This is a genomic window from Mesorhizobium sp. M0410 (genome assembly GCF_040321435.1).
Lineage (GTDB): Bacteria > Pseudomonadota > Alphaproteobacteria > Rhizobiales > Rhizobiaceae > Mesorhizobium.
In genome coordinates this window covers 142,767-168,377 of sequence record NZ_JAMYRN010000005.1, presented here as the reverse complement: position 1 = coordinate 168,377, position 25,611 = coordinate 142,767, and the positions used below count along the sequence as shown (strand labels likewise).

The 25,611-nt window shown below is 63.0% G+C and carries 33 protein-coding genes; 19 read left to right on the top strand and 14 right to left on the bottom strand.

Going from position 1 to position 25,611, the window contains the following annotated elements; all coding sequences use genetic code 11:
- Positions 1-43: 43 nt before the first annotated feature.
- Both NKI63_RS08905 and NKI63_RS08900 read left to right on the top strand, forming a co-directional pair.
- Positions 44-895, top strand: a complete 852-nt coding sequence (locus NKI63_RS08905) for an alpha/beta fold hydrolase (RefSeq protein ID WP_352821126.1) — start codon at positions 44-46, stop codon at positions 893-895.
- A gap of 49 nt (positions 896-944) precedes the next feature.
- The gene (locus tag NKI63_RS08900; RefSeq protein ID WP_352505005.1) at positions 945-1,601 is read left to right on the top strand and encodes a glutathione S-transferase family protein; all 657 of its coding nucleotides are present in this window, start codon (positions 945-947) and stop codon (positions 1,599-1,601) included.
- Positions 1,602-1,743: 142 nt separating this feature from the next.
- Here NKI63_RS08900 and NKI63_RS08895 read toward each other — a convergent pair whose 3' ends face one another.
- The 3 genes from NKI63_RS08895 to NKI63_RS08885 all read right to left on the bottom strand — a co-directional run bounded on the left by NKI63_RS08895 (position 1,744) and on the right by NKI63_RS08885 (position 3,601).
- A complete protein-coding gene (locus NKI63_RS08895; protein WP_023678497.1) occupies positions 1,744-2,031 on the bottom strand; it encodes an ArsR/SmtB family transcription factor in 288 nt (95 codons plus the stop codon).
- Between the two features lie 31 nt (positions 2,032-2,062).
- On the bottom strand, positions 2,063-3,310 hold the full coding sequence (locus NKI63_RS08890) for an MFS transporter (RefSeq protein WP_023678496.1): 1,248 nt from the start codon (positions 3,308-3,310) through the stop codon (positions 2,063-2,065).
- Positions 3,311-3,406: 96 nt separating this feature from the next.
- Complete coding sequence (locus NKI63_RS08885; RefSeq protein ID WP_023678495.1) at positions 3,407-3,601, bottom strand: DUF1192 domain-containing protein; 195 nt, start codon at positions 3,599-3,601, stop codon at positions 3,407-3,409.
- Between the two features lie 124 nt (positions 3,602-3,725).
- Here NKI63_RS08885 and NKI63_RS08880 point away from each other — a divergent pair, with 124 nt between their 5' ends.
- The 3 genes from NKI63_RS08880 (at position 3,726) to NKI63_RS08870 (ending at position 6,046) form a co-directional block, all read left to right on the top strand.
- Positions 3,726-4,736 carry an NAD(P)H-quinone oxidoreductase gene (locus NKI63_RS08880; RefSeq protein ID WP_352452476.1) on the top strand — a complete coding sequence of 337 codons (1,011 nt, stop codon included), beginning with the start codon at positions 3,726-3,728 and terminating at the stop codon, positions 4,734-4,736.
- 132 nt (positions 4,737-4,868) lie between these two features.
- Complete coding sequence (locus NKI63_RS08875; RefSeq protein ID WP_352751194.1) at positions 4,869-5,009, top strand: DUF1127 domain-containing protein; 141 nt, start codon at positions 4,869-4,871, stop codon at positions 5,007-5,009.
- A 341-nt stretch (positions 5,010-5,350) separates the two neighbouring features.
- On the top strand, positions 5,351-6,046 hold the full coding sequence (locus NKI63_RS08870) for a DUF1013 domain-containing protein (RefSeq protein WP_254816540.1): 696 nt from the start codon (positions 5,351-5,353) through the stop codon (positions 6,044-6,046).
- 107 nt (positions 6,047-6,153) lie between these two features.
- Here the strand turns inward: NKI63_RS08870 and NKI63_RS08865 are convergent, their stop codons facing one another.
- The 3 genes from NKI63_RS08865 to NKI63_RS08855 form a co-directional block, all read right to left on the bottom strand.
- A complete protein-coding gene (locus NKI63_RS08865; protein WP_254816539.1) occupies positions 6,154-6,873 on the bottom strand; it encodes a helix-turn-helix transcriptional regulator in 720 nt (239 codons plus the stop codon).
- 18 nt (positions 6,874-6,891) lie between these two features.
- Positions 6,892-7,293, bottom strand: coding sequence for a hypothetical protein (locus NKI63_RS08860; RefSeq protein ID WP_352821122.1), 402 nt, complete (start codon positions 7,291-7,293; stop codon positions 6,892-6,894).
- Between the two features lie 142 nt (positions 7,294-7,435).
- Positions 7,436-7,603: a hypothetical protein gene (locus tag NKI63_RS08855; protein ID WP_254816537.1), complete on the bottom strand. Its 168-nt coding sequence runs from the start codon at positions 7,601-7,603 to the stop codon at positions 7,436-7,438.
- A 203-nt stretch (positions 7,604-7,806) separates the two neighbouring features.
- Between NKI63_RS08855 and NKI63_RS08850 the strand changes: the two genes are divergently transcribed.
- Positions 7,807-7,968: a hypothetical protein gene (locus NKI63_RS08850; protein WP_008873884.1), complete on the top strand. Its 162-nt coding sequence runs from the start codon at positions 7,807-7,809 to the stop codon at positions 7,966-7,968.
- Positions 7,969-8,083: 115 nt separating this feature from the next.
- On the opposite strand, the gene NKI63_RS08845 is transcribed toward NKI63_RS08850, so the two are convergent.
- From NKI63_RS08845 to NKI63_RS08815, 7 genes are all read right to left on the bottom strand, one after another.
- Positions 8,084-8,815, bottom strand: a complete 732-nt coding sequence (locus NKI63_RS08845) for an SGNH/GDSL hydrolase family protein (protein WP_352821119.1) — start codon at positions 8,813-8,815, stop codon at positions 8,084-8,086.
- 86 nt (positions 8,816-8,901) lie between these two features.
- Positions 8,902-9,639, bottom strand: coding sequence for a DUF899 domain-containing protein (locus NKI63_RS08840; RefSeq protein ID WP_254816535.1), 738 nt, complete (start codon positions 9,637-9,639; stop codon positions 8,902-8,904).
- A 152-nt stretch (positions 9,640-9,791) separates the two neighbouring features.
- Positions 9,792-10,817 (bottom strand): class I fructose-bisphosphate aldolase, encoded by a 1,026-nt coding sequence (locus NKI63_RS08835; RefSeq protein WP_352739602.1) that lies wholly within the window; start codon positions 10,815-10,817, stop codon positions 9,792-9,794.
- Between the two features lie 140 nt (positions 10,818-10,957).
- A complete protein-coding gene (locus NKI63_RS08830; RefSeq protein WP_352821116.1) occupies positions 10,958-12,154 on the bottom strand; it encodes a phosphoglycerate kinase in 1,197 nt (398 codons plus the stop codon).
- 161 nt (positions 12,155-12,315) lie between these two features.
- Positions 12,316-13,170 carry a lytic transglycosylase domain-containing protein gene (locus tag NKI63_RS08825; RefSeq protein WP_352504997.1) on the bottom strand — a complete coding sequence of 285 codons (855 nt, stop codon included), beginning with the start codon at positions 13,168-13,170 and terminating at the stop codon, positions 12,316-12,318.
- Between the two features lie 4 nt (positions 13,171-13,174).
- Entirely contained in the window at positions 13,175-14,428 is a 1,254-nt protein-coding gene (ispG, locus tag NKI63_RS08820; RefSeq protein WP_352504996.1) for a flavodoxin-dependent (E)-4-hydroxy-3-methylbut-2-enyl-diphosphate synthase, read from the bottom strand.
- 207 nt (positions 14,429-14,635) lie between these two features.
- Complete coding sequence (locus tag NKI63_RS08815; RefSeq protein ID WP_254816530.1) at positions 14,636-14,815, bottom strand: YdcH family protein; 180 nt, start codon at positions 14,813-14,815, stop codon at positions 14,636-14,638.
- Between the two features lie 239 nt (positions 14,816-15,054).
- Between NKI63_RS08815 and NKI63_RS08810 the strand changes: the two genes are divergently transcribed.
- Positions 15,055-15,258: a YdcH family protein gene (locus NKI63_RS08810; RefSeq protein ID WP_023678480.1), complete on the top strand. Its 204-nt coding sequence runs from the start codon at positions 15,055-15,057 to the stop codon at positions 15,256-15,258.
- A gap of 32 nt (positions 15,259-15,290) precedes the next feature.
- On the opposite strand, the gene NKI63_RS08805 is transcribed toward NKI63_RS08810, so the two are convergent.
- The gene (locus NKI63_RS08805; RefSeq protein WP_352504995.1) at positions 15,291-16,094 is read right to left on the bottom strand and encodes an IclR family transcriptional regulator; all 804 of its coding nucleotides are present in this window, start codon (positions 16,092-16,094) and stop codon (positions 15,291-15,293) included.
- Between the two features lie 128 nt (positions 16,095-16,222).
- Here NKI63_RS08805 and NKI63_RS08800 point away from each other — a divergent pair, with 128 nt between their 5' ends.
- The 12 genes from NKI63_RS08800 (at position 16,223) to NKI63_RS08745 (ending at position 25,598) form a co-directional block, all read left to right on the top strand.
- Positions 16,223-17,104, top strand: a complete 882-nt coding sequence (locus NKI63_RS08800) for a transporter substrate-binding protein (protein ID WP_254816528.1) — start codon at positions 16,223-16,225, stop codon at positions 17,102-17,104.
- 68 nt (positions 17,105-17,172) lie between these two features.
- On the top strand, positions 17,173-17,838 hold the full coding sequence (locus NKI63_RS08795; RefSeq protein WP_352650808.1) for an amino acid ABC transporter permease: 666 nt from the start codon (positions 17,173-17,175) through the stop codon (positions 17,836-17,838).
- A gap of 1 nt (position 17,839) precedes the next feature.
- Positions 17,840-18,490: an amino acid ABC transporter permease gene (locus NKI63_RS08790; protein WP_352650810.1), complete on the top strand. Its 651-nt coding sequence runs from the start codon at positions 17,840-17,842 to the stop codon at positions 18,488-18,490.
- Positions 18,491-18,494: 4 nt separating this feature from the next.
- A complete protein-coding gene (locus NKI63_RS08785; RefSeq protein WP_352489302.1) occupies positions 18,495-19,289 on the top strand; it encodes an amino acid ABC transporter ATP-binding protein in 795 nt (264 codons plus the stop codon).
- A gap of 34 nt (positions 19,290-19,323) precedes the next feature.
- Positions 19,324-19,782, top strand: coding sequence for a RidA family protein (locus NKI63_RS08780; protein WP_352704295.1), 459 nt, complete (start codon positions 19,324-19,326; stop codon positions 19,780-19,782).
- Between the two features lie 26 nt (positions 19,783-19,808).
- The gene (locus NKI63_RS08775; RefSeq protein ID WP_352751196.1) at positions 19,809-21,014 is read left to right on the top strand and encodes an aminotransferase class V-fold PLP-dependent enzyme; all 1,206 of its coding nucleotides are present in this window, start codon (positions 19,809-19,811) and stop codon (positions 21,012-21,014) included.
- Between the two features lie 166 nt (positions 21,015-21,180).
- Complete coding sequence (locus tag NKI63_RS08770; protein WP_352821109.1) at positions 21,181-22,128, top strand: metallophosphoesterase family protein; 948 nt, start codon at positions 21,181-21,183, stop codon at positions 22,126-22,128.
- Between the two features lie 11 nt (positions 22,129-22,139).
- Positions 22,140-22,487: a cupredoxin domain-containing protein gene (locus tag NKI63_RS08765; protein ID WP_352821106.1), complete on the top strand. Its 348-nt coding sequence runs from the start codon at positions 22,140-22,142 to the stop codon at positions 22,485-22,487.
- Between the two features lie 25 nt (positions 22,488-22,512).
- Positions 22,513-23,073, top strand: a complete 561-nt coding sequence (locus NKI63_RS08760; RefSeq protein ID WP_352880739.1) for a sigma-70 family RNA polymerase sigma factor — start codon at positions 22,513-22,515, stop codon at positions 23,071-23,073.
- Positions 23,070-23,903 (top strand): anti-sigma factor family protein, encoded by an 834-nt coding sequence (locus tag NKI63_RS08755; protein ID WP_352821103.1) that lies wholly within the window; start codon positions 23,070-23,072, stop codon positions 23,901-23,903. The genes NKI63_RS08760 and NKI63_RS08755 overlap by 4 nt, the downstream gene beginning before the upstream one ends.
- 124 nt (positions 23,904-24,027) lie before the next feature.
- Entirely contained in the window at positions 24,028-24,525 is a 498-nt protein-coding gene (gene purE / locus NKI63_RS08750; protein WP_352504988.1) for a 5-(carboxyamino)imidazole ribonucleotide mutase, read from the top strand.
- Positions 24,522-25,598: a 5-(carboxyamino)imidazole ribonucleotide synthase gene (locus NKI63_RS08745; RefSeq protein WP_352821101.1), complete on the top strand. Its 1,077-nt coding sequence runs from the start codon at positions 24,522-24,524 to the stop codon at positions 25,596-25,598. Before purE ends, NKI63_RS08745 begins: the two co-directional genes overlap by 4 nt.
- The last annotated feature ends 13 nt before the right edge of the window (positions 25,599-25,611 follow it).

The window sequence follows — 25,611 nt, the reverse complement described above, 5'->3', positions numbered from 1 at the left end:
TGATTGCAATTTGCAATCGGATCGGAAGTCCACGGAGGAAACCATGAAAAGCGCCGGACACCCCGAAATCGTATCGCAGACCTTCGGCGACCCGGCCCATCCGGCGGTGTTGTTGATCATGGGCGCGATGGCTTCCATGCTTTGGTGGCCCGAAGCGTTTTGCCGGAAGCTGGCCGGCGAGGGTCGCTTCGTGATCCGCTATGACAATCGCGATACCGGCCGTTCGACCAAATACGCGCCGGGCGAGCCACCTTATACATTCGACGACATGGCGGACGATGCTATCCGCGTCCTTGACGACCATGGAATCCGAAAGGCGCATATGGTCGGCATGTCGATGGGCGGCATGATCGCGCAGCTCGTGGCGTTGAAATACCCGTCGCGTGTCACTTTGCTGACGGTGATCAGCAGCTCGCCCTTGGGCATCGATACGTCGCATCTGCCCGGAACCACCGAGGCCTATAGGAGACATTCGGCCGAAGGCGCGAAGGTCGACTGGGCGGACCGGGGCCAAGTGGTCGATTTCATCGTTAAGGACGCACATGCGCTCACCGGTGCGGCGCACTCTTTCGACGAGCAGCGAACACGGGCTTTCGTCGAACAGGATTATGACCGGTCCGGCGGTTTTCTAAGTGTAACCAATCATTTCATGCTCAAAAGTGGCGAAGATGGGAGCGGCGAGGACTGGACGGGTCGGCTGCGCGACATGAAAATCCCACTCCTTGTTATCCACGGCACCGACGATCCCATCTTTCCAGTCGAGCATGGCGCCGCTCTTGCCGACGCGGTCGCCGGTGCAAGGCTGCTCCGGATCGAGGGCGGCGGCCACGAGCTGCATCCCGACAACTGGGCCGCGATCATCGATGCCATCGTCGCCCACAGCCAGGCTAGATAGTTATCCGACCCCGACACCGCGAGACAGACCACCCAAGGAACGAAAAACAATGTCCCTGATTATGCACCTTCATCCACTGGCCTCCTTCTGCTGGAAACCGCTGATCGCGCTCTATGAGAACGGCACGCCATTCACATCCGTCGTTGTCGATCTCGGCAATGAACAGTCGCGCGCCGCGTTTCTGAAATTGTGGCCGCTCGGCAAGATGCCGGTGCTGCGCGATGAAGCGCTGGACCGGACCGTGCCGGAATCGACGATCGTCATCGAATATCTCAACGCGTATTATCCTGGGCCGGTCGAACTGATCCCCGCCGATCTCGATCTCGCTCGCCAGACCCGGCTCGCCGACCGCTTCTATGACTTCTATGTCCAGGAACCGATGCAGAAGATCGTTGGTGACCGGCTGCGGCCGGAGGGCAAGACCGATCCGTTCGGCGTCGAGCAGGCCCGCGCCCAGCTGCGCAGCTCCTACGCCATCATTGAACAGGACATGCAGTCGACGACATGGGCGGTGGGTGCGAGCTTCACCATGGCCGACTGCGCTGCCGCCCCCGCGCTGTTCTACGCCAACAAGGTCGAGCCGTTCGGAGACGAATATCCTGCGGTCAGGCGCTATCACGACCGGTTGCTGCAACGCCCCTCGGTTGCCCGTGTGATCGAGGAAGCGCAGCCGTATTTCAAGCTCTTCCCCTACAACAATGGCTAGAGTAGTTCATCGTTCACGGAAACGCCGAACCGCTCTGTCTCTTTGTTTTTGCGCAATTCCGCACGGAAAACCGTTTCACACTTTTCCTGGAATTGCTCTAGGCCCGATGCTGCATAGTTGCTCGACGCGCTGACGATGCCTCTCAGCTTCCGGGTGAACCGAGCTGCTCCGCATCCCAGAACTGGTCAAGCCAGATGTTGAGCTTCAGGAAGCCGGCATTGCTGACCGTATAGACGCGCCTGGTGCCTTCCGGCTTGGCGTTGACCAACCCCGCATCAAGCAGCACCTTCAGGTGCTGCGAAACGGCCGGGCGGGACACCGGCAAGCCGGATGCCAATTCGTTGACGGTCTTCGGTCCGCGCCGGAGCTCTTCCAAGAGATGGCGCCGGTTGGGATCGGCAATCGCCATGAAGGCGTCGGAAAGCATCATGCCTTATTTGTGGGGCAAAGCGCCTCGAATCTCAACTGTCGGCTTCAGCTTTTCTACGCGGGTCGAGCCGCAACGCTTCCGGCGTCACCGAGCGATCGGCGGGCTGGGTCTTGAAGGCATCGCGGCCTTCGATCGGCACCGGCGCGCGACGGCTGATGCGCAGCAGCGTATAGCCAGCCAGGCTGAGATGCGCGAGCGCAGTGGCCAGGAACAGCCCCTCAGGGCGCATCCAGCCCATCAGGCCGGCGGCCACCAGCGGACCGATCATCGTGCCGAAGCCATAAAGCAGCAGCAGGCCGCCCGACACTTTGACGAAGTCCTCCGATCGCGCATGGTCATTGGCATGCGCCACCGCGATCGAATAGAGCGTGTAGGCGAAGGCGCCGTAGGCGGCGGTGCAGACGATGACGAAGACGCCGGAGCGCGGTTCGAACAGGAAGATGGCGATGGCAAACAGCGCAGCGCCGAAGGCCGCGCCCGCCAGCACGAAACGACGGTCCGTCGTGTCGGAGAGCCGCCCGGCCGGAAGCTGCATGGCAGCGCCGGCGATGACCACGAGGCTCATCATCAGCGCGATCTCGGCTGTCGAGATGCCGATGCGCGCTCCATAGACGGCACCAAGTGTACCCCAGGCGCCGTTGGCGATGCCGATCAGCACGCAAGCGATCGCCGACACCGGCGAATTGACGTAGAGCCCCTTGACGTCAAGCGACACGTCCTGCAGCGGCTTGGGGTGAGACGCCGTCGAGACCGCCGTCGGGATCAGCGACAGGCAGAACAGAATGCCGGTGATCATGAACAGCGACGCCGATCTCACATCGCCGCCGGCAACGATCATCTGACCGCCCATGATCGAGGCATAGGTGACCATCATGTAGAGGCCGAAGACGGTGCCGCGGTTTTCGTTGGTGGCCTTCTCGTTGAGCCAGCTTTCGATGACCATGAAGGCGCCGGCCATGGTGAAGCCGGTGAAGGCGCGCAGCAGGATCCAGGTATATTCGTCGATGATCAGGCCGGTGAGCAGTGCGACGATCGCTCCCGATGCGGCAAAGGCGCCGAAAGCCCTGACATGACCGGCGCGGCGCACGATGCGTGGCGCAAAGAAGCAGCCGGTGACGAAGCCGCCGGCCCAAGCCGTGCCCATCAGGCCGAGCGATGCCGTCGAGAAGCCCTCCACCTGGCCGCGCAGCGGCAACAGCAGACCGTGCAGTCCGGATGCCGCCAACAGGAACGCGGTGCCGCGCAGCAGCGAGAGGATCGGTCTGTAGCTTGCGAACATTTTTCAATCCGGCTGGGGTTTAGGGCACAAGTCTGGAGACAGCGGCATTCGGGCTTTTCGGCGGCGTGCCCGAGCTTTTGGAATTACCCGCAGTAACTACCCACGGCGAAACAGCGCCTCTGCCGCCGACTTGGTCGAGCCCTTGGTCTTGAGCTCGGCTTCCAGCCGGGCGATCTCGTCGCGCAGGATGCCGATCCGTTCGGACAATTCATCGACAGAAAGCAGCGACAGATCCTGCCCGATCTCGTGCGGGCGCGCTTTCTTCTTGGGTTCGTCGTCGAAGATCGCCATCGTCGCTCCTCCGTGATTGCCCATTTGCCTGATTTGCCAATGAGCATACATAGGGCAAGGGTATGGATGCAAATGGCGGGCAAGAGCTGGCACGAGAAACCGGCGGAGCACGACGGGAAAATTCATGGCGAACGCACAGAAAATTCCGGCGAAGATGATGGCGATCGCCATATCGGAACCGGGCGGGCCGCGGGTGCTGAAAGCGGAAACCCGCGACGTACCGGTTCCCGGTCCCGGCGAGATCCTGATCCGGGTGCGGGCCGCCGGCGTCAACCGGCCGGACGTGCAACAGCGCAAGGGCGCCTATCCGCCACCGCCGGGAGCGTCGGATCTGCCGGGCCTGGAAGCAGCAGGCGAAGTCGCTGCCCTTGGTGATGAGATATCGCGCTGGCGCGTCGGCGATCGGGTCTGTGCGCTGACGGCGGGCGGCGGCTATGCCGAATATGTCAGAGTGCACGCCGGCAGCGTGCTGCCGCTGCCCGCCGGCTTTACCTACACCGAAGCGGCGGCGTTGCCGGAGAACTACTTCACTGTTTGGCACAATGTCTTCGAGCGCGGCGGCCTGAAGAGCGGCGAGACCCTGCTCGTGCATGGCGGCTCGTCGGGTATCGGCACCACGGCGATCCAGCTTGCTGCCGCTTTCGGCGCCTATGTCGTCACCACCGCCGGCAGCAAGGAGAAATGCGACGCCTGCCTCAAGCTCGGCGCCGACCGGGCGATCAACTACCGCGAGGAGGACTTCGTCGCCGCAGTCAAGGAGGCAACCGGCGGCAAGGGTGCCAATGTCATCCTCGACATGGTCGGCGGCGACTATGTGGCGCGAAACTATGAGGCTGCAGCCATGGAAGGCCGCATCGTCCAGATCGCGACGCAGGGCGGGGCGGTGGCGAGCGCCGATTTCTTCAAGATCATGGCCAAGCGGCTCGTGCACACAGGATCGCTGCTCAGGCCACGCACCGTGGAGTTCAAGGCGGCAGTTGCGGCTGCGCTGGAGGCGCAGGTTTGGCCGCTGCTCGGCACGCGCAAGGTTGCGCCGGTGATGGATACGATCTTCCCGCTCAAGGAAGCGTGGCGGGCGCATGAGCGGATGGAGGAGGGTGAGCACATCGGCAAGATTGTGCTCGATGTCGCCTGATGGCCCGCAAACAGGCTGAACGAAAGCTTAATGGTGCAATGCAACAAACGCATTGCGGCCATGCAAAAGCGTCTGTTCAATTTTTCATCGCCGATGCCTATTTACGCGGCATCAAAACGATGGAGGACTATCATGAACCCGATCCGCGCTTTCCGTAACTGGCGCATGTACAACGAAACCGTGCGCGAACTGAACCGGCTGAATGTTCGTCAGCTCAACGACCTCGGCATCAACCGCGGCGACATCGAGAGAATCGCCCGCAAAGGGCTTTGATCTCGAGCACGATCCCGCCCGAAGACCGGGCGCTGCTTTTCGGCAACGCCGAGCCGCGGTTCGGGATCAAGCTTTAGAAGCCAGAGCCGCAGCAGACGGATTTCCGTCGCCGGTTCCGAGCCCGCCCGACCTTGGTCTGGCGGGCTTTGTCTTTTTGAAGCTTTCGACTGCATGGCGTCATCTGCCGATCCCGTCGCGGTCTGCCGGCCGTCCTTGACACGCGCCTCCCAAAAACATTGCGAAACGGCGAGCGAGCGGTTATATAGACCGCGATTTTCCCATTTTGGTGGCTCTAAACCACCGCCCGCGCGGGAACGCGGGCGAACGAGAAGGATTTTGTGATGGCCAATACGCTGCTGATGCCAAAGGCGACCGCCGTCTGGCTGGTTGACAACACAGCGCTCTCCTTCGAGCAGATCGCGCAGTTCTGCGGACTGCATCCGCTTGAGGTCAAGGCGATCGCCGACGGCGAGTCGGCGCAAGGCATCAAGGGCATGGACCCGATCATGACCGGCCAGCTAACTCGCGACGAGATCGCGCGCGCCGAGAAGGACCCGAACCACCGACTGAAGCTCTCCGATCCCAAGGTGCGTGTGCCGGAGTCCAAGCGCAAGGGTCCGCGCTACACGCCGCTGTCGAAGCGCCAGGACCGGCCCAACGCCATCCTCTGGCTGGTGCGCAACCATCCCGAGCTCAAGGATGCGCAGATTGCCCGCCTTGTCGGCACGACGAAGTCGACGATCGACCAGATCCGCGACAGAAAGCACTGGAACTCCGCCAATCTCCAGCCGATGGATCCAGTGACACTCGGCCTGACGTCGCAGATCGACCTCGATATGGAAATCAACCGCGCCTCGCGCGGCCGTGAGCAGGCGCAGCCGGTCGGCGATACGCTGCTGCCGGCCGCCTTGACCGAACGACTGGTGCCGGCGCCGGAAAAGCCGAAAGACGAGGACCAGGAACTCGACGCCAACGCCGTCTTCGCCAAGCTTTCGGCGCTAAAGTCGAAGGACAAGGATGCCGACGAAGAGGAGTAGGCATCTCGCATCCAAAACAAAACGCCCGCTTTCAAGCCGGCCGAATCGGCGGGGTTTGTCAGCGGTCTGAGACCGCTTTCAAGCGGGCTTTTTTGTGATCTTCCGTGTCAGCTCCGCGCCGCCCGGTCCGGCGCCATGCCGTAATCCTCGCTGCGCTCCACCGCGCGATAGAAATCGGCGAGCTGCTTGCCGCGCTCCGGCTTGAAGGTGCGGCCGGCGATGACCACCGAGGCGATGCGGTCAATGCGGAAAGCGCGGAAATCGCTGCGCATCTCGCACCAGGCGACCAAGGTCCACACCTTGCCCCAGAACCACAGGCCGAGCGGGCGGATGTCGCGCGCGGTGCTGCGGCCGGCCTCATCCGAATAGTCGATGGTCAGCACCTGACGTTTCTCGATGGACCGCTCGATCAGGTCGATGGCTTCGCGGGCGGCATCGCTTACCACCCACATCGGCGTGTGGATCTCGGTACGGGCGATGCGGTCCTTTTCGGCGTCGGGCAACACGGCGCCTATCTTAACCAGCGCCTCGTCGGCGGCTCGTGCCATGGCCGCGCCGCCAAAGGCGCGCACCATGCGGGCGCCGGCGACCAGCGCGACGATCTCGTCACGCGTGAACATCAGCGGCGGAAGGTCGAAACCCTCCCTCATCATGTAGCCGACACCGGCCTCGCCGTCGATCGGCACGCCGGTCGACTGCAGGTCGGCGATGTCGCGATAGATCGTCCGCTCGGAAACCTCGAGCCACGTGCCCAGCTTCTGGGCAGTGACCAGACGGCCACCACGCAGATGCTGCACGATCTGAAAGAGCCTGTCGGCGCGGCGCATCGTATGGACCCTCGGCGTCTATCGTTCCAGCCCTTCGCGCTTGCGCTGCGCGGCGACGAAGGCCACGCCGAAGGACAGTTTCCTAGTTGTCGGCATGCTTGCGTCGAGCACCCGCCAGAACGGCGCAATGTCGCTCAGCGCCATGCCACGCTCAAGATCCTTGTTGGCGGCCTCGGCGACAGTGCGCAGATGATAGCCGATGGTGACCGGACATGTCACCTCGGCACCGTGCTCGATGGCGAGAACGGTGCGCAAAGCGCGGATATCCATGCCTTCGGGGATGGAGCGGATGAATGCATCGACCTGGCGAGCTGTAGGAACCGGCATCGACTGCCCTTCGACGACGTCGCCGAGGGTGCGTGGCGACGGTTTTATGCCGTTGATGCCAGGCGTGTTCAGCCCGTCGCTCCAGCTATTCATCGATCGTCCTCTCAGCCATCCGTCTCGGGCGGCCATCGCACTATGGCACGAGCCTCCTGACACCATACTGTCAGGAGGTTTCAGCATGCCCATTTCAGCTCGTCGCCAGGTTGCATCCAAAACGCCACCCAGAAAGCTTGCGTCAATTGCCGCCATTGCGGCGGTCGCCATACATGTCCGGCCAACCAATATCCTTGCGGATGTCCGCCGGCAGGGTATTCATGAACCGCTGGGTGCGGATCTCATTGCGCATCGTCCGGATCTTGCCGACATAGTGCTGCACGCTTCGCAGAATGGTAAAACCGTTCATGGCTGGTCTCCTCTCTTTCGATGCAGGCACTATCGCACACCCCTGCTGACAGCAGTCTGTCAGGAGGGTGCGTCTCTCCTGACCGGCGTTTCGATTTGTCGACCGACGTGATCAGGCAGTGCTGAAAAGAGGCCTGCCGCACTGGAAAGACGACGATCTCGGAGCCGCTTTGACAGCCAGCCGCGATGCTGATCAAAGGCGGCATGTCGAAACTTCTCGCGCTCGTCATCATCGCCATGATGGTCATCCAGCTCATCAAGCCGCTCGGCTGGCCCGGACTGAAGCGGCGCAGCGATTTCTGGAAGCTGGCGCTGCTGGCGATGGCGGCGATTTCGATTACGGCGGTGCTCGGGCACTGGACGTGATGCATGTCGCGCAAAGTGTGCAGCGGTTTTGCGACAACGACATGCATGGAAACAGGATCTGAAGCACGTCGGATGAGGCCAGTCGAACGCGACGCGCTTTGGTGCCGGCGGCCCGCTACGCGACGCCCGGTTCGTTGGCGAGCACCAGGCTGACCAGATGTTCCGCCCAGGCTCGGTAGCCGGCTTCCGAAGCATGAAATCCATCCGATGCGAAGCCGGCCTCGGCATCGGTGATCGGCAGGCGGGGCGCCGGTATGGCGCCGCGCTCGAGGCAAAGGCGCGCGCCCATCCGGTTCATTTCGACGGCACGGATTTCGAGAATCTTGCCGAGCAGCGGCGGCATTGCCGGCGCCCGGGTGAACTCCAGCACCGGCGACCACACGACGCGCGCCTCCGGCCATTTGGCGCGCAGCGCGTAAAGCAGGCCGCCAAACTCGCGCTTGAACCGCGGTACCGAATGAAAATTCTTGGTGTCGTTGGTGCCGATGGCCAGCACGATATGCGTCCACGGATCGGCCGATAGATTGGGCAGCACATGATCGCGGATCTGGCCGGAGGTTGCCGAGTTGAAGCCGGCTGACCGCCAGCGCACGATGCGGCCGGTGCGTTGCGCAATCAGAACGGCCAGTTGCGCGGCCAATCCGTTTTCGGAATTGCCGATGCCTACCGAGGCGGCGGAGGAATCGCCAAGCACCAGAACCGAGATTGCTGGCGTCAGGCCAGATGTCTCGTGCATGACCGGACCTTGTGCCGGCAGCATGCGGGTGGTGCGGCGACGCACGCCAAGTCCTTGCCAGACATAGACCGGAAAGGCGAGCCAGGTGAGAAGGGTCGGAAAGCGCCGCATGGCAAGTCCCTTTTAGGGCGTAGCGAACAGCACTTAGCGCATGTTGCATTGGAGGTGAACGACCTTACAGTGGCACCCTTGTCGCCTCAATGGCAGCAGTCATGTGTCCCGGATTGATCTTCGTACTCGTCATGCAGCCGCACCCAGTCGACGAGGCTATGATGCGGGCCGGTTTCGTTGCGACCCTTCGGCGTCAGGTCGAGATAATGATAGGCGCCGATCAGCGGATCGCCGCCTCGGGAGCGCAAGACGAAGGTCAGGAAGATGTCGCCCTTCTCGTCGCGATAGAATACGCTGGCGCCAGGAAGGTCTTTCGAGTTTCGCGCACGCCGCTCGAAATTGTAGGTCGTATCGCCGGCCGCGATCTGCTTGTCCGTGAATGACACCTGCATATCGAAGTTGAAGTCCGAGGCGTAGGACGACACCCAGTCGAATTTCCATCCCATACGCTGCTTGTAGGGCAGCAATTCGGCCAATGGCGCCCGCGCTACCACGACAAGTGAGACATCGTGGTGCCTGAGATGCTGGTTGGCGCCGTCGATATGATCGGCAAGGAATGAGCAGCCTTCGCAGCGATAATCGGCGCCCGGCCCGAACATGAAATGGTAGACGATCAGCTGGCTGTTGCCGCCAAACAGGTCGGGCAGTTTCTTTGGCCCTTGCTCGGTCTCGAAGACGTAGTCCTTGCGGATCTTCAGCCACGGCAATTCGCGGCGTTCGGCGGCGACACGATCGCGAAAGCGCGTCAATTCCTTTTCGCGCGCCAGATGCGCCTTGTGCGCCTGAAACCAGTCTTCCTGCGAAACGATCTTGTTGTTTGGCATAGGTCTGCTCCTCTTTTCACGGAGGACGTTCGGCAGCGAGCAATACCGACACCGGGCTGCATTTCAGTTGCAGGAAAATTGCAGCCCTTGCTGCTTTCAAACAAAAACCCGGGCACGTGGCCCGGGTCGGGAGAAACGCAAGATGTCTTCGGTCAGGCGGCTTGCTCAAGCTTCGGCTGCCATTGTCCAAGCGCTGCCAGATGATTCATGTGGGCGCGATGGGCGAAGGCGGCCTGCGCGGCGGCGACGTTCGCTGCCTTGCCGCCCCAGGCCTTCTGCGGAGCGGCCTGCAAGGCGCGGCCATAGGAGAAGGTCAGCTTCCACGGATGCGGGCCGATGGCGTTGATGGCATTGAGGTTGGCGGTCGCCTCCTCGTCCGATTGTCCGCCCGAAAGGAAGGCGATGCCTCCAATCGCCGCCGGCACCGTCTCGCGGAACAGTTTTATGGTCCTTTCGGCAACTTCCTCCGGGCTGCTGACCTTGCCCGATTTCTTGCCGGCGAGGACCATGTTCGGTTTCAGGATGGTGCCTTCGAGCGCGACGCGGGCCGCATAGAGCTCGGTGTACAACTTTGTCAGTGTCGCCTTGCTGATCTCGTAGCACGTGTCGATGTCGTGGGCACCGTCCATCAGCACCTCCGGCTCGACGATCGGCACGATGCCGGCTTCCTGGCAAAGTGCGGCGTAACGGGCGAGCGCATGGGCGTTCGAGCCGATCGAGGTGGCGGAAGGCACGCCCTTGGAAACATCGATGTCGATCACCGCGCGCCATTTGGCAAAGCGGGCGCCGAGCTTGTAATAGTCGGCGAGGCGTTCGCGCAGGCCGTCCAGGCCTTCGGTGATGGTGTCGCCGGGAAAGCCGGCCAGAGGCTTGGCGCCGGCGTCGACCTTGATGCCGGGGATGGCGCCTGATGCCTTGATGATGTCGACCAGCGGCGTGCCGTCGGCGGCCTTCTGGTGGATGGTCTCGTCATAGAGGATGACGCCGGAAATGTATTTGGTCATTGCCTCGCTGGCGCGGAACATCATCTCGCGATAGTCGCGCCGGCTGTCGGCGGTCGACTCGACGCCGATGACGTCGAAGCGTTTCTTGATGGTGCCGGAGCTTTCGTCGGCCGCCAGCAAGCCTTTGCCGTCGGCCACCATCGCGGCGGCAATGTCCTCGAGACGTTCGTTCATCGTGCTTCTCCTGAAAGAATTGATCCGCGCCCAGCAGACCACCAGAGCCACGCAGGTTCAAGTCGAACCATTTCGTCAAACAAGCGCGAATCGATTGAAAGGCGCGGGCGCACTCCTTCGCCCTGCTCTTGCGGTCGCGCTCAGCGCTTCAAGACGTCGACGCCGGGCAACGGCTTGCCTTCCATCCATTCGAGGAAAGCGCCGCCGGCCGTCGATACATAAGTAAAATCATCGCTGACGCCGGCATGATTGAGCGCTGCCACCGTGTCGCCGCCGCCAGCGACCGAGACCAGTCTGCCGGCCTTGGTGCGCGCTGCCGCGTGCCTGGCCGTCGCCACCGTTGCGTGGTCGAATGGCTCGATTTCGAAGGCGCCGAGCGGCCCGTTCCAGACCAGCGTCGCGGCGCGGTCGATCCATTCGGCAATGGTCTTCACGGTTTTCGCGCCGACATCGAGGATCATGCCATCGGCCGGCACGTCTGCTATGGCGACGGTCTCGCTGGCAGCACCGGCCTTGAACTCCCTGGCGACGACGCCGTCGGCGGGCAGGATGATGGCGCAGCCGGCCTCGGCCGCCTCGATCATGATCTGCTTGGCGGTGGTCGCGAGATCATGCTCGCACAACGATTTCCCGACGTCGGTGCCGCGCGCCGCTAGAAACGTATTGGCCATGCCGCCGCCGATGACCAGCGCGTCGACCTTCTTCACAAGGTTCATCAACAGGTCGATCTTGGTCGAGACTTTGGCGCCGCCGACGATGGCGACAACCGGACGGACTGGATTGCCAAGCCCCTTTTCCAGCGCATCGAGTTCGGCCTGCATGGTGCGCCCAGCGAAGGCCGGCAGCACATGCGCCAGCCCTTCTGTCGACGAATGGGCACGGTGCGCAGCGGAGAAGGCGTCGTTGACGAAGATGTCGCCATTAGCGGCGAGCTTTTCGGTGAAGGCCGGGTCGTTCTTCTCCTCGCCCTTGTGGAAGCGGGTGTTCTCGAGCAGCAGCACGTCGCCGCCGTTCATGGTAGCAACGGCATTTGCGGCCTTGTCGCCGATGCAGTCGGCGGCAAAGCCGACGGGGCGGCCGAGCACGTCCGCCGTCGCCCTGGCGATCGGTTCGAGTGAGAATTCGGGCGCCGGTCCATCCTTGGGCCGGCCGAAATGGGCAAGCAGGATGACCTTGGCTCCCTTGCCGGACAGCTCGGCGATGGTCGGCGCAATGCGCTCGATGCGGGTGGCGCCGGTAACCTTGCCCTCGGTGACGGGAACGTTGAGGTCGACACGCACCAGCACACGCTTGCCGCTGATATTGCCGATGTCGTCCAGTGTCTTGAAGCCGGCCATGCTGATCCCTTTCGCGAAAAATCGCGGGGACCTTACCCCGCATCGACAACGATGCAAGACCTGGCTAACGGTTCACCGAAAATATGATTTCACGTGTCGAGGACGAAGTGCCCACGGGGAGCAAGATGGCAGCAATGGCGCGAAACGCACCGACATATGGCTTACCGATTGCGCACCACGATGCATGCGCCGCCCACGCTGTGCAGTTTCTGGCAAATATCGTCGGCCTTGGCTTTAGTGTCGGCGCCGATCCGCACCGCATAGATGCCGCGTCTGCCGATCGGTGTGCGCACCCGGCTGACCACCGGATCGCGACCGCTGAGCAAGGCTGGAAACCGGCGCTTCACGTTGCTCCACTGATTGAGCGCCGCGGCGCGACGGAAATTGCCGGCCACCTGCACGCCCCACGGCTTGATGTTGATCGACGACATCGGCACGGTTCTGGACATGATCACCGGCAGCTCGCGGCAAGCGGCAGCGAAACTCGCCTTCTTGTCGAGCGGCCGGATGACGCCGGCATACGCGGCATCGGTGAACTTGTCGGCCGGCTCGCCCATAACGTCCAGGACGTAGCTTTCGGTCTCCATCGGGAGGAATCCGCCGGAATTCAGCCAGCGCGTCACCCGGCTCTCGCCAGCATTGTAGGCTGCGGCGGCGAGGCCCAGATTGCCAAAGCCGGTCTTCATTTCGGCGAGATATTTTGCCGAGGCCGGGATAGCCTGCTCGATATCGAACGAATTGGCGAGCCCGCGCATCTTGGCGGTGCCCGGCATGAATTGGGCGATACCCTCCGCGCCGACGGGGCTGACCGCGTTGGGATCGAAACGACTCTCCTTCCAGATCAGCCGGGCAAAGAAATCCCGGGGCAGGCCGTTCTGGTCGGCATGCGTCTCGATAAGATCGCAAACTCGATCGATCAGCTTCTGCTTGGCGGGCCGCGGCGGATCGGCCTGGACGGCCGCCGCCCAGCCCAGCCCGGAAATGACAACCAGCGTCGCCCCAAGCAAACGCCGCATCGAACTACTCCGCCGCGGCTTTGCCGTGTTGCCCAAACCGCCGTTCGATGTAGTCGGAAACCATTTTCTCGAAATCCGCGGCGATCGACGGGCCGCGCAGGGTCGCCGCCTTCTTGCCGTCGACGAACACCGGGGCGGTCGGCGTCTCACCGGTGCCGGGCAGCGAAATGCCGATATCGGCGTGCTTGGATTCGCCCGGACCGTTGACGATGCAACCCATCACCGCGACCTTGAGGTTCTCGACGCCGGGATATTGTTCGCGCCACACGGGCATGTTCTTGCGCAGGTCGGCCTGGATGTTCTGGGCAAGCTCCTGGAACACGGTCGAGGTTGTGCGCCCGCAGCCCGGGCAGGCGGCGACGATCGGCACGAACTGCCGGAAGCCCATGGTCTGCAACAGCTCTTGCGACACCTGCACCTCGCGCGTGCGGTCGCCGTTTGGCTCCGGCGTCAGCGAGATGCGGATGGTGTCGCCAATGCCCTGCTGAAGCAGGATGCCCATGGCCGCGGACGAGGCGACGATGCCTTTCGAGCCCATGCCCGCCTCCGTCAGGCCGAGGTGCAGCGCATGGTCGGAACGGGTGGCAAGCTCGGTGTAGACGGCGATCAGATCCTGCACGCCGCTGACCTTGGCCGACAGGATGATTTTCTCGCGGGCAAGGCCGATCTCTTCAGCCATTTCGGCCGACAGGATTGCCGACTGCACGATTGCCTCGCGCGTCACTTCCTGGGCGGTCAGCGGAAAGCCCTGGGCCTGGTTGTCGTCCATCAGCCGGGTCAGCAGGTCCTGGTCGAGCGAACCCCAATTGACGCCGATGCGCACCGGTTTGTCGTATCGGATCGCCATCTCGACGATCGCGGCGAACTGCCGGTCTCTCTTGTCCTTGAAGCCGACATTGCCGGGATTGATGCGGTATTTGGCCAGTGCCTGGGCGCAGGCCGGGTGGTCGGCCAGGAGCTTGTGGCCGATATAATGGAAATCGCCGACCAGCGGCACGTCGATGCCGAGTCGTTCCAGCCGCTCGCGGATGGCCGGCACGGCGGCAGCGCTTTCGTCGCGATCGACGGTTATGCGCACGATCTCGGAGCCGGCGCGATGCAGCGCCGCCACCTGTGCGACCGTCTGATCGACATCGGCCGTGTCGGTGTTGGTCATTGACTGGACGACGACCGGCGCGCCGCCGCCGACAATCACGCCGCCGACATCGACACCGATCGACCTGCGGCGTGGGAAGGGTGAGGAAAAATATCCGGTCATGCCGGCTGCCTTTAATCTTGAAGGTCCGGGCATGAGGTGGAGGAGCAAAGATGGCTTGTCAATGGCGACTGGCGCGCAGGCCTAGCAAATCGGAAATGACAAGACGGCAGCTTGCCGCAAATCCACAGGCATTTCCGGCAGCATAGCGGTATGCCACCGGAAAGGGACGCGCGCCGGGCGGCGCGCGCTTCTAGTCCTGGAAGGGCTTCAGTGCGTCGTCGGTTTCGCCTTCAGTTTTTCAATCTCGTCCTTGAGCGCCAGCTTGCGCCGCTTGAGATTCACGATTTCGAGGTCGTCTACCGATGGATGGGCCATCGCATCGTCGATTTCCCGTTCGATGTCGCCGTGTTTCCGCTGCAGCTCATCAAGATGGGATGCAAGAGACATGATTGGTTCTCCCTTTCATGGTTTCCTCGATTGCAGCCGCCAAGGCACGTCCACCGCAGGCTCGCTTCTGTGACGGCATAATGACAGTGTGCCACCATCGAGCACCGATGTCGAATGCTGCGTGGTAGCATTCCACGACAATGTGAAATGTGGTATGGGCTGCGCGCCGGTGCAAGAAGGCCCCGGTCCCGCCCAATCAGGCCCAGTGTTTGGGCGCCGCAGACGTGCAGACGGTAAAAATGTCCGATCAGGAACAGGCTGATATCCGCCTCGAATATTCCCGGCTGAAGCAGGAACACGCCGATTTCGATGCGGCCATCAATGCGATGATCGCCATGAATTGCGACCCGCTGCAGATCCAGCGCATGAAGAAAAAGAAGCTTTTCCTGAAGGACAGGCTGATGGCGCTGGAAGACAAGATCATTCCAGACATTATTGCTTGAACGAACGCCGGCGCCGGCCTGCTGGAAAAGCGCTATGCCGCGATCGAAAGCCGTGCGGCGCGCTCGCGCAACAACGCTATCAGATCGTCGGTCTTTTCGGTCGAGGTATCGATCGGAACCACCAGGCACATCGTCGCCTCGACCCTGCCCGGCGCTGAAAAAACCGGCGCGGCCAGGCATTTCGTATAGGCATCGACAAGGCCGGAGGTGACGCAGTAGCCGGCCGACTTGGCGACGGCGATGTCAGCTATGAAATCGTCGAGCCGCAACCTGCGGCCGTCCGGCAGCACGAGATCGTCTTCCGAGACCATATCCTCGATCGCCGCCCTGTCGAACCCGGCGAGGAGCAGCCGCCCGGAAGCTGTCCAGGGAAGCGGTATTTGCAGACCCGTCGCCGAACTGATCCTGAATGGCCTCGTTCCCGGGCTTGAATGGACGATGGTGTAGCGGCCGCTTTGCAGCATGCACAGCTCCGAGGTCTCGCCGGTCTCGCGCGACAGATGGTCGACTTCCTGGCGCCCTCGCCTGAGCAGGTCGTTGCCCCGCACATAGTCCATTCCGTAGAGATAAAGCTTCTTTCCGAAATAGACCCGATTGCCGTCTCCGGCCATCTCAAGCAGGCCTGCGTCGACCAGCGAGCGCACCAGCGTATAAGTCGTCGAACGCGGCGCGTTCACTCCTTTGGCAAGGTCGCCAACGCCGATCGCGCGCTGGGTCGTGTGGAGAAACTCCAAAATCTGGAGAACCCGGTTGAGACCCTTCTCCCGAGAGCCCGAGGTCTTGTCTTCGTCCAGTCCGGCGTCCGGTCGAGCGGCCAATGCATTGCCATCTTGCATTATCGATCCCTGATGTTAATCTGTCTTGTACAGAGTACAGGCGTCTCTTGTAAGAGACAATTACATCAGTTGCAACCGATGCCTGTATCGCTGGTCCAAAGGGGAACACAACACGAAAGGAGGTCGCCGTGAACGACACATCCAAAAGACGTGAATTTCTGAAACTGGGAATGGCCGGGCTTGCAACGGCCGGAGTGATGAGCGCCGCTACCGCGGTCGACGTTCAGAAAGCGGCGGCCCAGGCAGCGCCGGACAGCCTGCTGCGCACCGTCCTCGAGCGCGGCAAGGTGATCGTCGGCACCGGCAGCACCAATGCGCCCTGGCATTTCGAGAACGACGCCGGCGAACTGGTGGGCATGGACATCACCATGGGTCGCATTCTCGCCAAGGGGCTCTTCGACGACCCGACCAAAGTCGAATTCGTCATGCAGGATCCGGCTCAGCGCATTCCGAACGTGACCACCAACAAGGTCGACATCACCATCCAGTTCATGACCATGACCGCCCAGCGCTCGCAGCTGATCCACTTCTCCAGGCCCTACTACGTCGAAGGCATCGCCTTGCTGACCCTTCCGAACGCCGAAAACAAGACCTTCGACAAGCTGCTTGCCGCCGGTTCGGCGACCCGGATTTCCATCCTGCAAAACGTTGATGCCGAGGCAAATGTGCATATCGTGCTGCCGGAGTCGCAGGTGATGCAGATAGACACGCAGGCCAACGTGCTGCAGGCCCTGGAATCCAAGCGCGTCGACGCTGCCGCGGTTGATCTGTCAACGGTCCGCTGGCTCGCCTCGCGCAATCCGGACAAATACTTCGATGCCGGCAAGAGCTGGTTCTCGATGCTTTATGGCGCCGCACTGCGGCAGGGCGACCTCGACTGGCTGACCTTCGTCAACCAGACCTTCACCATCGCCATGTTCGGCCATGAAACGGCACTCTACGACGCTGCGTTCAAGGATTATTTCGGACAGGAGCCGCCGGCCCGCCATCCCGGTTTCCCGGTCATCTGATGCAAGCAGGCGGAAGGACAAACGTCCTTCCGCCCCCCTCTCATCACAGCCCTCTATGACGGGGATGCATGGGTTATACCCTCAACTTCAACCTGATCTGGCGGCATTTCGACAAGCTCTGGGGCGGACTGCTGTTAAGCCTCGAACTGGCCGTCATCTCGATCGCGATCGGCATCGTCATCGGGCTCGTTCTGGCGGTCTGGTACGTATCGGCCGGACGTGCGGTGCGGACCATCATCGCGGCCTATGTCGAGTTCATCCGCAACGTGCCGCTGATCCTGCTCGTCTATCTGGTCTTCTACGGCCTGCCGACGGTGATCGACATTGCCTACAGTGCGCAAACCTCATTTATTGCCACGCTATCGCTCTACAGCGGCGCCTACCTGGTCGAGGTGTTTCGCTCGGGGCTCGAGGCGGTGCCGCGCGGACAGCTCGACGCCGGCAAGGCAATCGGCCTGACGCCATGGCAAAGGCTGCTCCACGTGCGCCTGCCGACGATGCTGCGCATAACCCTGCCGGCGCTTTCCAACACATTCATATCGCTCTTCAAGGACACGTCCGTGGCATCGGTCATCTCGGTACCCGAGCTCACCTACGGCGCCCAGTGGATCAACTTCAACACGTTCCGCATTGTCGAAGTCTATCTGGTGGTGACGGCGATGTACCTGTTGACCGGCTATGCACTGCTTTTCGCGTTGCGGCTGGTCGAGCGCCGGTTCAAGGCGGCGCGCTGAGATGCTGAGCCAGATCATTTACGCCTTGCCGTTCCTCGCCCAGGGCTTTGCGGTAACCTTGTGGGTGTCGCTGCTGGTCGTGGTGTTATCGCTCATCGCCGGCGTGCTGATGGGCGTCGGCCTTGTCTACGGTCCGGCTCCGCTGCGCTGGGCAGTGCGCATCTTCAGCGACACCATACGCGGCATTCCGATCCTGGTGCTGATCTTCTTCGTCTATTACGGCCTGCCCGCGGTGGGGCTGCATCTGGAATCCTTTTGGGCGGCCGTACTCGCCCTCACCCTCTTCAAGACCGCACAAGTGGTCGAATATCTGAGGGGCGCCGTCGGCTCGATTCCCAAGGGTCAGTCCGAGGCGGCGATGGCGATCGGACTGACCTTTCGTCAGCGGCTGGCCTACGTCATTTTTCCGCAGGCGTTCAGGCGGTTCCTGCCACCCTGGATCAATGGCGTGACCGACGCGGTGAAGGGCAGCGCGCTGGTCTCGCTGCTCGGCATCACCGACCTGATGCAGGCAATCAACCAGGTCATCGGCCGCACCTATGAGGCGATGCCGCTCTACATTCTCGGTGCGCTCGTCTACTTCGCCGTCAACTACGCCCTCTCCTTGGCCAGCCGGCGGCTGGAGCAGCGTTTCTCCTTCATCCGGGAATAGCAAGATGTCCAATGCCTCGCACCAGAATCCGGCACTTCTCGATGTCTCCGAGGTTTCCAAAGCCTTTGGATCCGTCGAGGTCCTGCGCTCGGTCAGTCTCAAGGTGACACGCGGCGAGGTGGTGACTGTCATCGGCCCTTCCGGCAGCGGCAAGACCACGCTGCTGCGCTGCGTCAACTTCCTGGAGAGCTACGACAGCGGCTCGATCCGTATCGATGGCAAGGAGGTCGGCTATCGCGAGACGGGAACACGCCAGCGACGCAGCGAGCGCGACCTGGCGGCGATGCGAGCCGAGACCGGAATGGTGTTCCAGAGCTTCAATCTGTTTCCGCATTTGACTGCCGCCGGCAACATCATGCTTGGCCTGCGCAAGGTGCGCGGCAAGAGCAATGCCGAGGCCCGCACCATTGCCGAGCACTGGCTCGGCCGGGTCGGCCTCGCCCACAAGGCCGATAGCCTGCCGGCCGAGTTGTCCGGCGGCCAACAGCAGCGCGTCGGCATCGCCCGCGCCGTGGCGATGGAGCCGAAGATACTGCTTCTCGACGAGATAACTTCGGCGCTCGACCCCGAACTGGTTGGCGAGGTGCTCGAGGTCGTTCGCAGCCTTGCCGAAGACGGCATGACGATGCTGATGGTCACGCATGAGATGGCTTTTGCACGCGATGCATCGAGCCGCATCGTTTTCATGGCGGACGGCGGCGTCAGCGCCGTCGGACCACCCGCCGAGATTCTGGCGGCGGGCTTCGACAATGAACGCCTTCGCAGCTTCCTGGCGCGATTTCGCGCCTCGCATTTTTGACATCGGACGGCGAAAGCTGTCGCAAGGAGCTTTTATGACGCCTTACATCCGGCTCGCGGAATTGGGCCTGACACTGCCCGAGCCGCCGAAGCCCATCGCCAACTTCGTCACCTATGCCGAGAGCGGACGGCTGATCTTCCTCTCCGGCCAGGGGCCGTTGCGCGCCGATGGCGCGCTCTGCACCGGCAAGGTCGGCGACGACGTCAGCGTTGAAGAGGCCTATGATCATGCGCGTCTGACCGGCCTGAACCTGCTCGCCGTCATGCATGCGGCGGCCGGCGACCTCGGCCGCGTCGTGCGCGTCGTCAAGCTGCTTGGCTTTGTCAATGCGACGCCGACATTCAGCGAGCACCCCAAGGTGGTGAATGGCTGTTCCGATCTTTTCGCGGCCGTCTTTGATAAGATCGGCGGACATGCCCGCTCGGCAATCGGTGTCGGCTCGCTGCCGGGCAACATCACAGTTGAAATCGAGGCGGTCGTCGAGATCGCCTGAAATCGTTCGAAACAGGATCTGCAGAGATGACGACCTATGCCGCTGACCGTTCCAACACGACAATACGCGAACGGCTTGGCCTTCGCCCGATCATCAACGTTTCCGGTACGATGACGGCGCTCGGCGCTTCGATCATCGTGCCAGAAGCGATTGCCGCAATGTCGGAAATCGCCTCGCAATGGGTCGAGATGGACGATCTGCAACGCGCCGCAAGTACTGTGATTGCACGCCTCACCGGCGGCGAGGCCGGCTTCATCACCGCGTGCTGCGCCAGCGGCATAACCATGGCGATTGCCGGCGCGATGACCGGAACCAGCCTTCTTGCGATCGAGCGGCTGCCGGACGACACTGAGGGCCTCAAGTCGGAGGTCATCGTCCAGCTCGGTCACATCGTCAATTATGGCGCGCCGATCGACCAGTCGATCCGGTTGGCCGGGGCGAAGACAATACCCGCCGGCACGGTCAGCGTGACGCAGGATTATCATGTGCGCGACGCGATCCGCGACCGCACCGCAGCCGGCCTCTACGTAGTTGCGCACCACACGGTGCAATACGGCATGCTTTCGCTCGAGGAGTTCTGCGAGATCTGCCACGCCAAGGGCGTGCCGGTGATCGTCGACGCCGCCTCCGAATACGACCTGCGCGGCTTTCTCGCACGCGGCGCCGACATCGTCGTCTATAGCGGGCACAAGTTCCTCAGCGGACCGACAAGCGGCATCGTGACGGGGCGCACGGATCTGGTGCGGGCCGCCTATCTCCAGAATCGTGGCGTTGCGCGGGCGATGAAGGTGGGCAAGGAAAGCATTGCCGGTACCATGGCGGCCCTGGAAGCCTGGGAGCGGCGCGACCATGCCGGCATCCGTCAGCGGGAGGAAGCCGCCCTGCATCTGTGGAAAGACGCATTGCAAGGACTGCCTGGTATCGCCGCGCATATCATTCCCGATCCGACCGCCAATCCGCTCGACCGCCTGCAGGTGTTTGTTACGCCTGAAAGCAGGTTCACCGCCGCCGGCCTTGCCTCGGCGCTGGCGGCGGGCTCGCCCCCCATCATCGTGCGCAACCACGAGGTCGAGCGCGGTCACTTCTTCCTTGATCCGTGCAACCTGCACCCCGGCGAGGCAGAAATCGTCGCCGAGCAGCTTCGCGCCGTGCTGACCGCGAAGGAGCGTCCTGCGGATGCGATGAAACCCGCTCGCAAGCAGTCCGCCGGGGCCTTGCGCTGGCCGGACTAGATATCGCCAGAACGTGGTCGAGCCAGTGCCTTCCAGCGCCGGCTTGGCATCGGGCCATTGCGCCATCACGGCACTGTGAATGACTTTTTGGTCGTCGGGCGGAATAAACCACCCCGCCCATTGGTCTCCCAAGCAGACGCCATTTCCGGCGTTGCAGGAGACCGGTATGACCCACCACCACGACAATGAAGCTGACGGCATCAGCCGCCGTCATGCACTGGAATGCATGATCTGGGCCGGCACGGGAGTGCTGTGGACGATTTCGGCCGGCGTGCCGGTTTCGCTCAGCCTGCTCGGCGCGGCGCAAGCCGCAGAAGCCTTGGCCACCGGCTTCATTTTCCTCCAGATCTCCGACAGCCACATCGGCTTCGACAAGGCTGCCAACCCGCACGCCATCGACACGCTGAAGGAGGCCATCGGCAAGATCCAGGCGTTGCCGCAAAAGCCCGCTTTCATGATCCACACCGGCGACATCACCCATTTGTCGAAAGTCGCGCAGTTCGACAACGCTGCCCAGATCATCGGCGGCGCAGGCTTCGACGTACATTATGTGCCCGGTGAGCACGACCTGATCGATGACGGCAATGGCCAGGCCTATCTCGACCGCTACGGCAAAGGCACCAAGGGCGCTGGCTGGTATTCGTTCGACCAGAACGGCGTCCATTTCATCGGGCTGGTCAACGTCGTCAACCTGAAGGCTGGAGGGCTGGGCAATCTCGGCGCCGACCAGTTGGCATGGTTGGCCGATGATCTGAAGGCGGTCACCGCCTCGACGCCAATCGTCGTCTTTGCCCACATCCCGCTATGGGCTGTTTATCCCGAATGGGGCTGGGGCACCGACGACGCGGCGCAGGCCTTGGCCCTGCTCAAGCGCTTCGGCTCTGTCACCGTACTCAACGGCCATATCCACCAGATCATGCAGAAGGTCGAAGGCAACGTTACCTTCCATACCGCGCGCTCGACCGCTTTCCCGCAACCGGCGCCGGGCACCGCAGCCTCACCCGGGCCGATGACGGTGCCTGCCGGCCAGTTGCGCAGCCTGCTCGGCACGAGCAGCGTGACGGTCAAGCAAGGCGGGCAGGACCTCGCCATCATCGACAGCACGCTGGCTTGAGGAGAAATGCGATGATCCGCTTCCCATCCCGCGTCTTGGTCGTATCCCCTGTCACGTTCGGTTTGGCGGCGATCCTGATAATGGTTGCCATGCCACTGAACGCAGCAGACCAGCCAATGGTCAAGATCGAGAACTTTGCCTTCACACCGGCGGTGCTGACGATAAAGCAGGGCACTACCGTGACCTTCGAGAATGACGACGACATCCCGCATCTGGTGGTCGCCAACGATGCCTCGTTTCGCTCCAAGGCGCTTGACACCGGTGACACATATGCCTTCACCTTCACCAAAGTGGGCGACTATGCCTATTTCTGCGGGCTTCACCCGCACATGCAGGGCAGGATCACCGTCGCTCCGTGAGGATTTTCGGAAGGTTCTGCCCGGGATGCCGGGCGATGCGACGGTGTTGAACCAAGAGGCCGCGACCGAGCGCTTTCGCGAGGTGGTTCTGCCCCATCTCGCGGATGCGCTTGCGCTTGCCCGCTGGCTGACGGGCAACGCAGCCGATGCGGAGGATGTGGTGCAGGAGGCCTGTTTGAAGGCGCATGCGGGCATCGCCGGCTATGCCGGCGGCAATGCGCGCGCTTGGCTGCTGGCGATCGTGCGCAACGCCTCTTACTCCTGGCTGGCGCGCAACCGGCCGCGCAGTATCGTCGCCGTCGGCGACCTGAGCGACCTCGATGACATGACGGCTGCATATGGCGCCGGCCTGCCGGATACGGATAATCCTGAGGCAAGCCTGATCGCCAAGGCCGACACGGCCGCACTCGAGGCGGCGATCGCCGCGCTGCCGCACCAATTTCGCGAGACTGTGGTGCTGCGCGACGTCAACGGCCTCAGCTATCGCGAGATCGCGACGCTGCTTGGCGTGCCGCTAGGCACGGTGATGTCGCGGCTGGCGAGGGCGCGCGGTCTGCTGATATCCCAACTTGGGAGGGCGCCATGAGCGCGCACAACGATGGACTGCCCGATGACCCGGCGGGCGTGGCGCTGATGATCCACGCCTTGGTCGATGGCGAGCTCGACGCAGCAGCAGCATTGGCTGTCGAGCGACGCATCGCCGCCGACCCGGCGCTCGCCGCCGAGCATGCCCGCATCGTTGCGCTGCAGACGGTCGTCAGCGGGCTGCCGAGGCTCGATGTCCGTGAGGATTTCAAGGCTCGCATCGCTGCAATCGGGACAGCCGGTACGGAGAAAGTGCTGCCGGCGCCGGCGCCCGCCGCTCGAGTGCCGCCGGCACACAGAGCCGTGCACCGATTTGGCGCGTTCGACTGGCGCGCGCTGGCGGCGTCGATCGTCGTTACCGCCGTGCTGGCCAGCGGCGCGACGCAGTGGATGATGCTGAGCAGGGCGCCCGACAGCTTTGCCGCCGCGGTCGCCAACGGCCACCGCCGCAGCCTGCTGGCAGCCAGCCCGGTGGACGTCGTCTCGTCGGACCGGCACACGGTCAAACCCTGGCTGGATGGCAGGGTCGGCCTGTCGCCGCCGGCACCTGACCTTGCCAGTGACGGCTTCGCGTTGCTCGGCGGCCGAGTCGAGGTGATCGCCGACCAGCCAGTGCCGGCACTGGTCTACAGGCACCGCGAGCACCTGATCACTCTCGTCGCCGCGCCCGAGGAAACCGGCTCGACAGCCGGACCGGTCGATCTTTCTGCTGGTGGCTTCTCGCTGGTCCACTGGAGCGACAGCGCCTTTTCCTACTGGGCGATTTCCGATACCGAACGGCCTGAACTTGACGACTTCGTCAACCGCTTCCGAGCAGCGGCCGCCCGATGACAGACCGCCCAAGTCCATGTGCGTAGCCACGCAGACGGCACAAGCGGCTTTGCCGTTTCCGGCCATCCTTGCGGCTCCCCTCGATTTCCGCTAATGCGCGCCTTTGCCGCCGGAGAGCAGAAGCTTGGACGATCACCGCGCCGACGTCGCCATCATCATGGGCAGCCAGTCCGACTGGGCGACGATGCGCCACGCCGCCGAAACGCTTGAGGCGCTTGGCATTTCGCACAAGCGGCTGATTGTCTCGGCCCACCGCACGCCCGACCGGCTCTATGAGTTCGCCAAGGGCGCCAAGGCGGCCGGCTACAAGGTGATCATCGCCGGTGCCGGGGGTGCGGCGCATCTGCCCGGCATGACGGCGGCGATGACGCCGCTGCCGGTGCTCGGCGTGCCGGTGGAATCAAAGACGCTGTCGGGCCAGGATTCGCTGCTATCAATCGTGCAGATGCCGGCCGGCATTCCGGTCGGCACTTTGGCCATCGGCAAGGCCGGCGCTGCCAACGCTGCCCTTCTCGCCGCCGCGGTGCTGGCGCTGAGCGACGAAAAGCTCGCCGCCCGGCTGGATAGCTGGCGCGCCGCGCAGACCGCCAAGGTGGCCGCCGAGCCCACGGACGCGCCGTGAGCCTGCCGGCGGGATCGAGCATCGGCATCATCGGCGGCGGCCAGCTGGGCCGCATGCTGGCGATGGCCGCGGCCCGCCTCGGCTATCGCATCGTCGTGCTGGAGCCGCAGCCGGATTGCCCGGCGGCACAGGTCGCCAACCGGCAGATCGTCGCCGCCTACGACGACGCGGCCGCGCTTGGCGAGCTGGCTGCGGCCAGTGCCGTCGTTACTTATGAATTCGAGAACGTTCCGGTCGCGGCTGCCGCGGCACTTGCCTCTACGGTGCCGGTCTATCCGCCGGCACGCGCACTGGAAGTGGCGCAGGACCGGCTGGCGGAAAAGAAATTCCTCAATGGTATCGGCATACCGACCGCGGATTTCAGTCCCGTCGACAATGACGAGGAACTGACGGCTGCGCTGAAACAGTTCAACGGCAGCGGCATATTGAAGACGCGCCGCATGGGCTATGACGGCAAGGGCCAGCGTGTCTTCCGCAACATGGAAACAGGCGGCTTTGCCGGCACTTGCGAGGCGATGGGCAACGTGCCGTTGATCCTGGAATCCTTCGTCACCTTCGAGCGCGAGGTTTCGGTGATCGCCGCGCGCGGCAGCGACGGCTCGCTCGCCGCCTACGATCCAGCGTGGAATGTCCATCGCAACGGTATTCTGCACAGCTCGACGCTGCCGGCCGGAGTAGAATCCGACACGGCGGCTGCGGCTCAAACGGCGGCGGCGGAGATCCTTGCAGCGCTCGACTATGTCGGCGTCATCGGCGTCGAATTCTTTGTCCTTGCCGACGGTTCGCTGTTGGTCAACGAGATAGCGCCGCGCGTCCACAATTCCGGTCACTGGACGGAGGCCGCCTGCACCATCTCGCAATTCGAGCAGCACATCCGCGCCGTCGCCGGCCTGCCGCTGGGAAGTCCCGCCCGGCAGTTCGACTGCGTCATGGAAAACCTGATCGGCGACGACATCCGGCGCGTTCCTGAGCTGCTCGCCGAGCCCGATCTGATGCTGCACCTCTATGGCAAGGCCGAGGCGCGGCCCGGCCGCAAGATGGGCCATTTTACGCGCGTGAGCCGCCGCAGCTAGAGCATGATCCCGA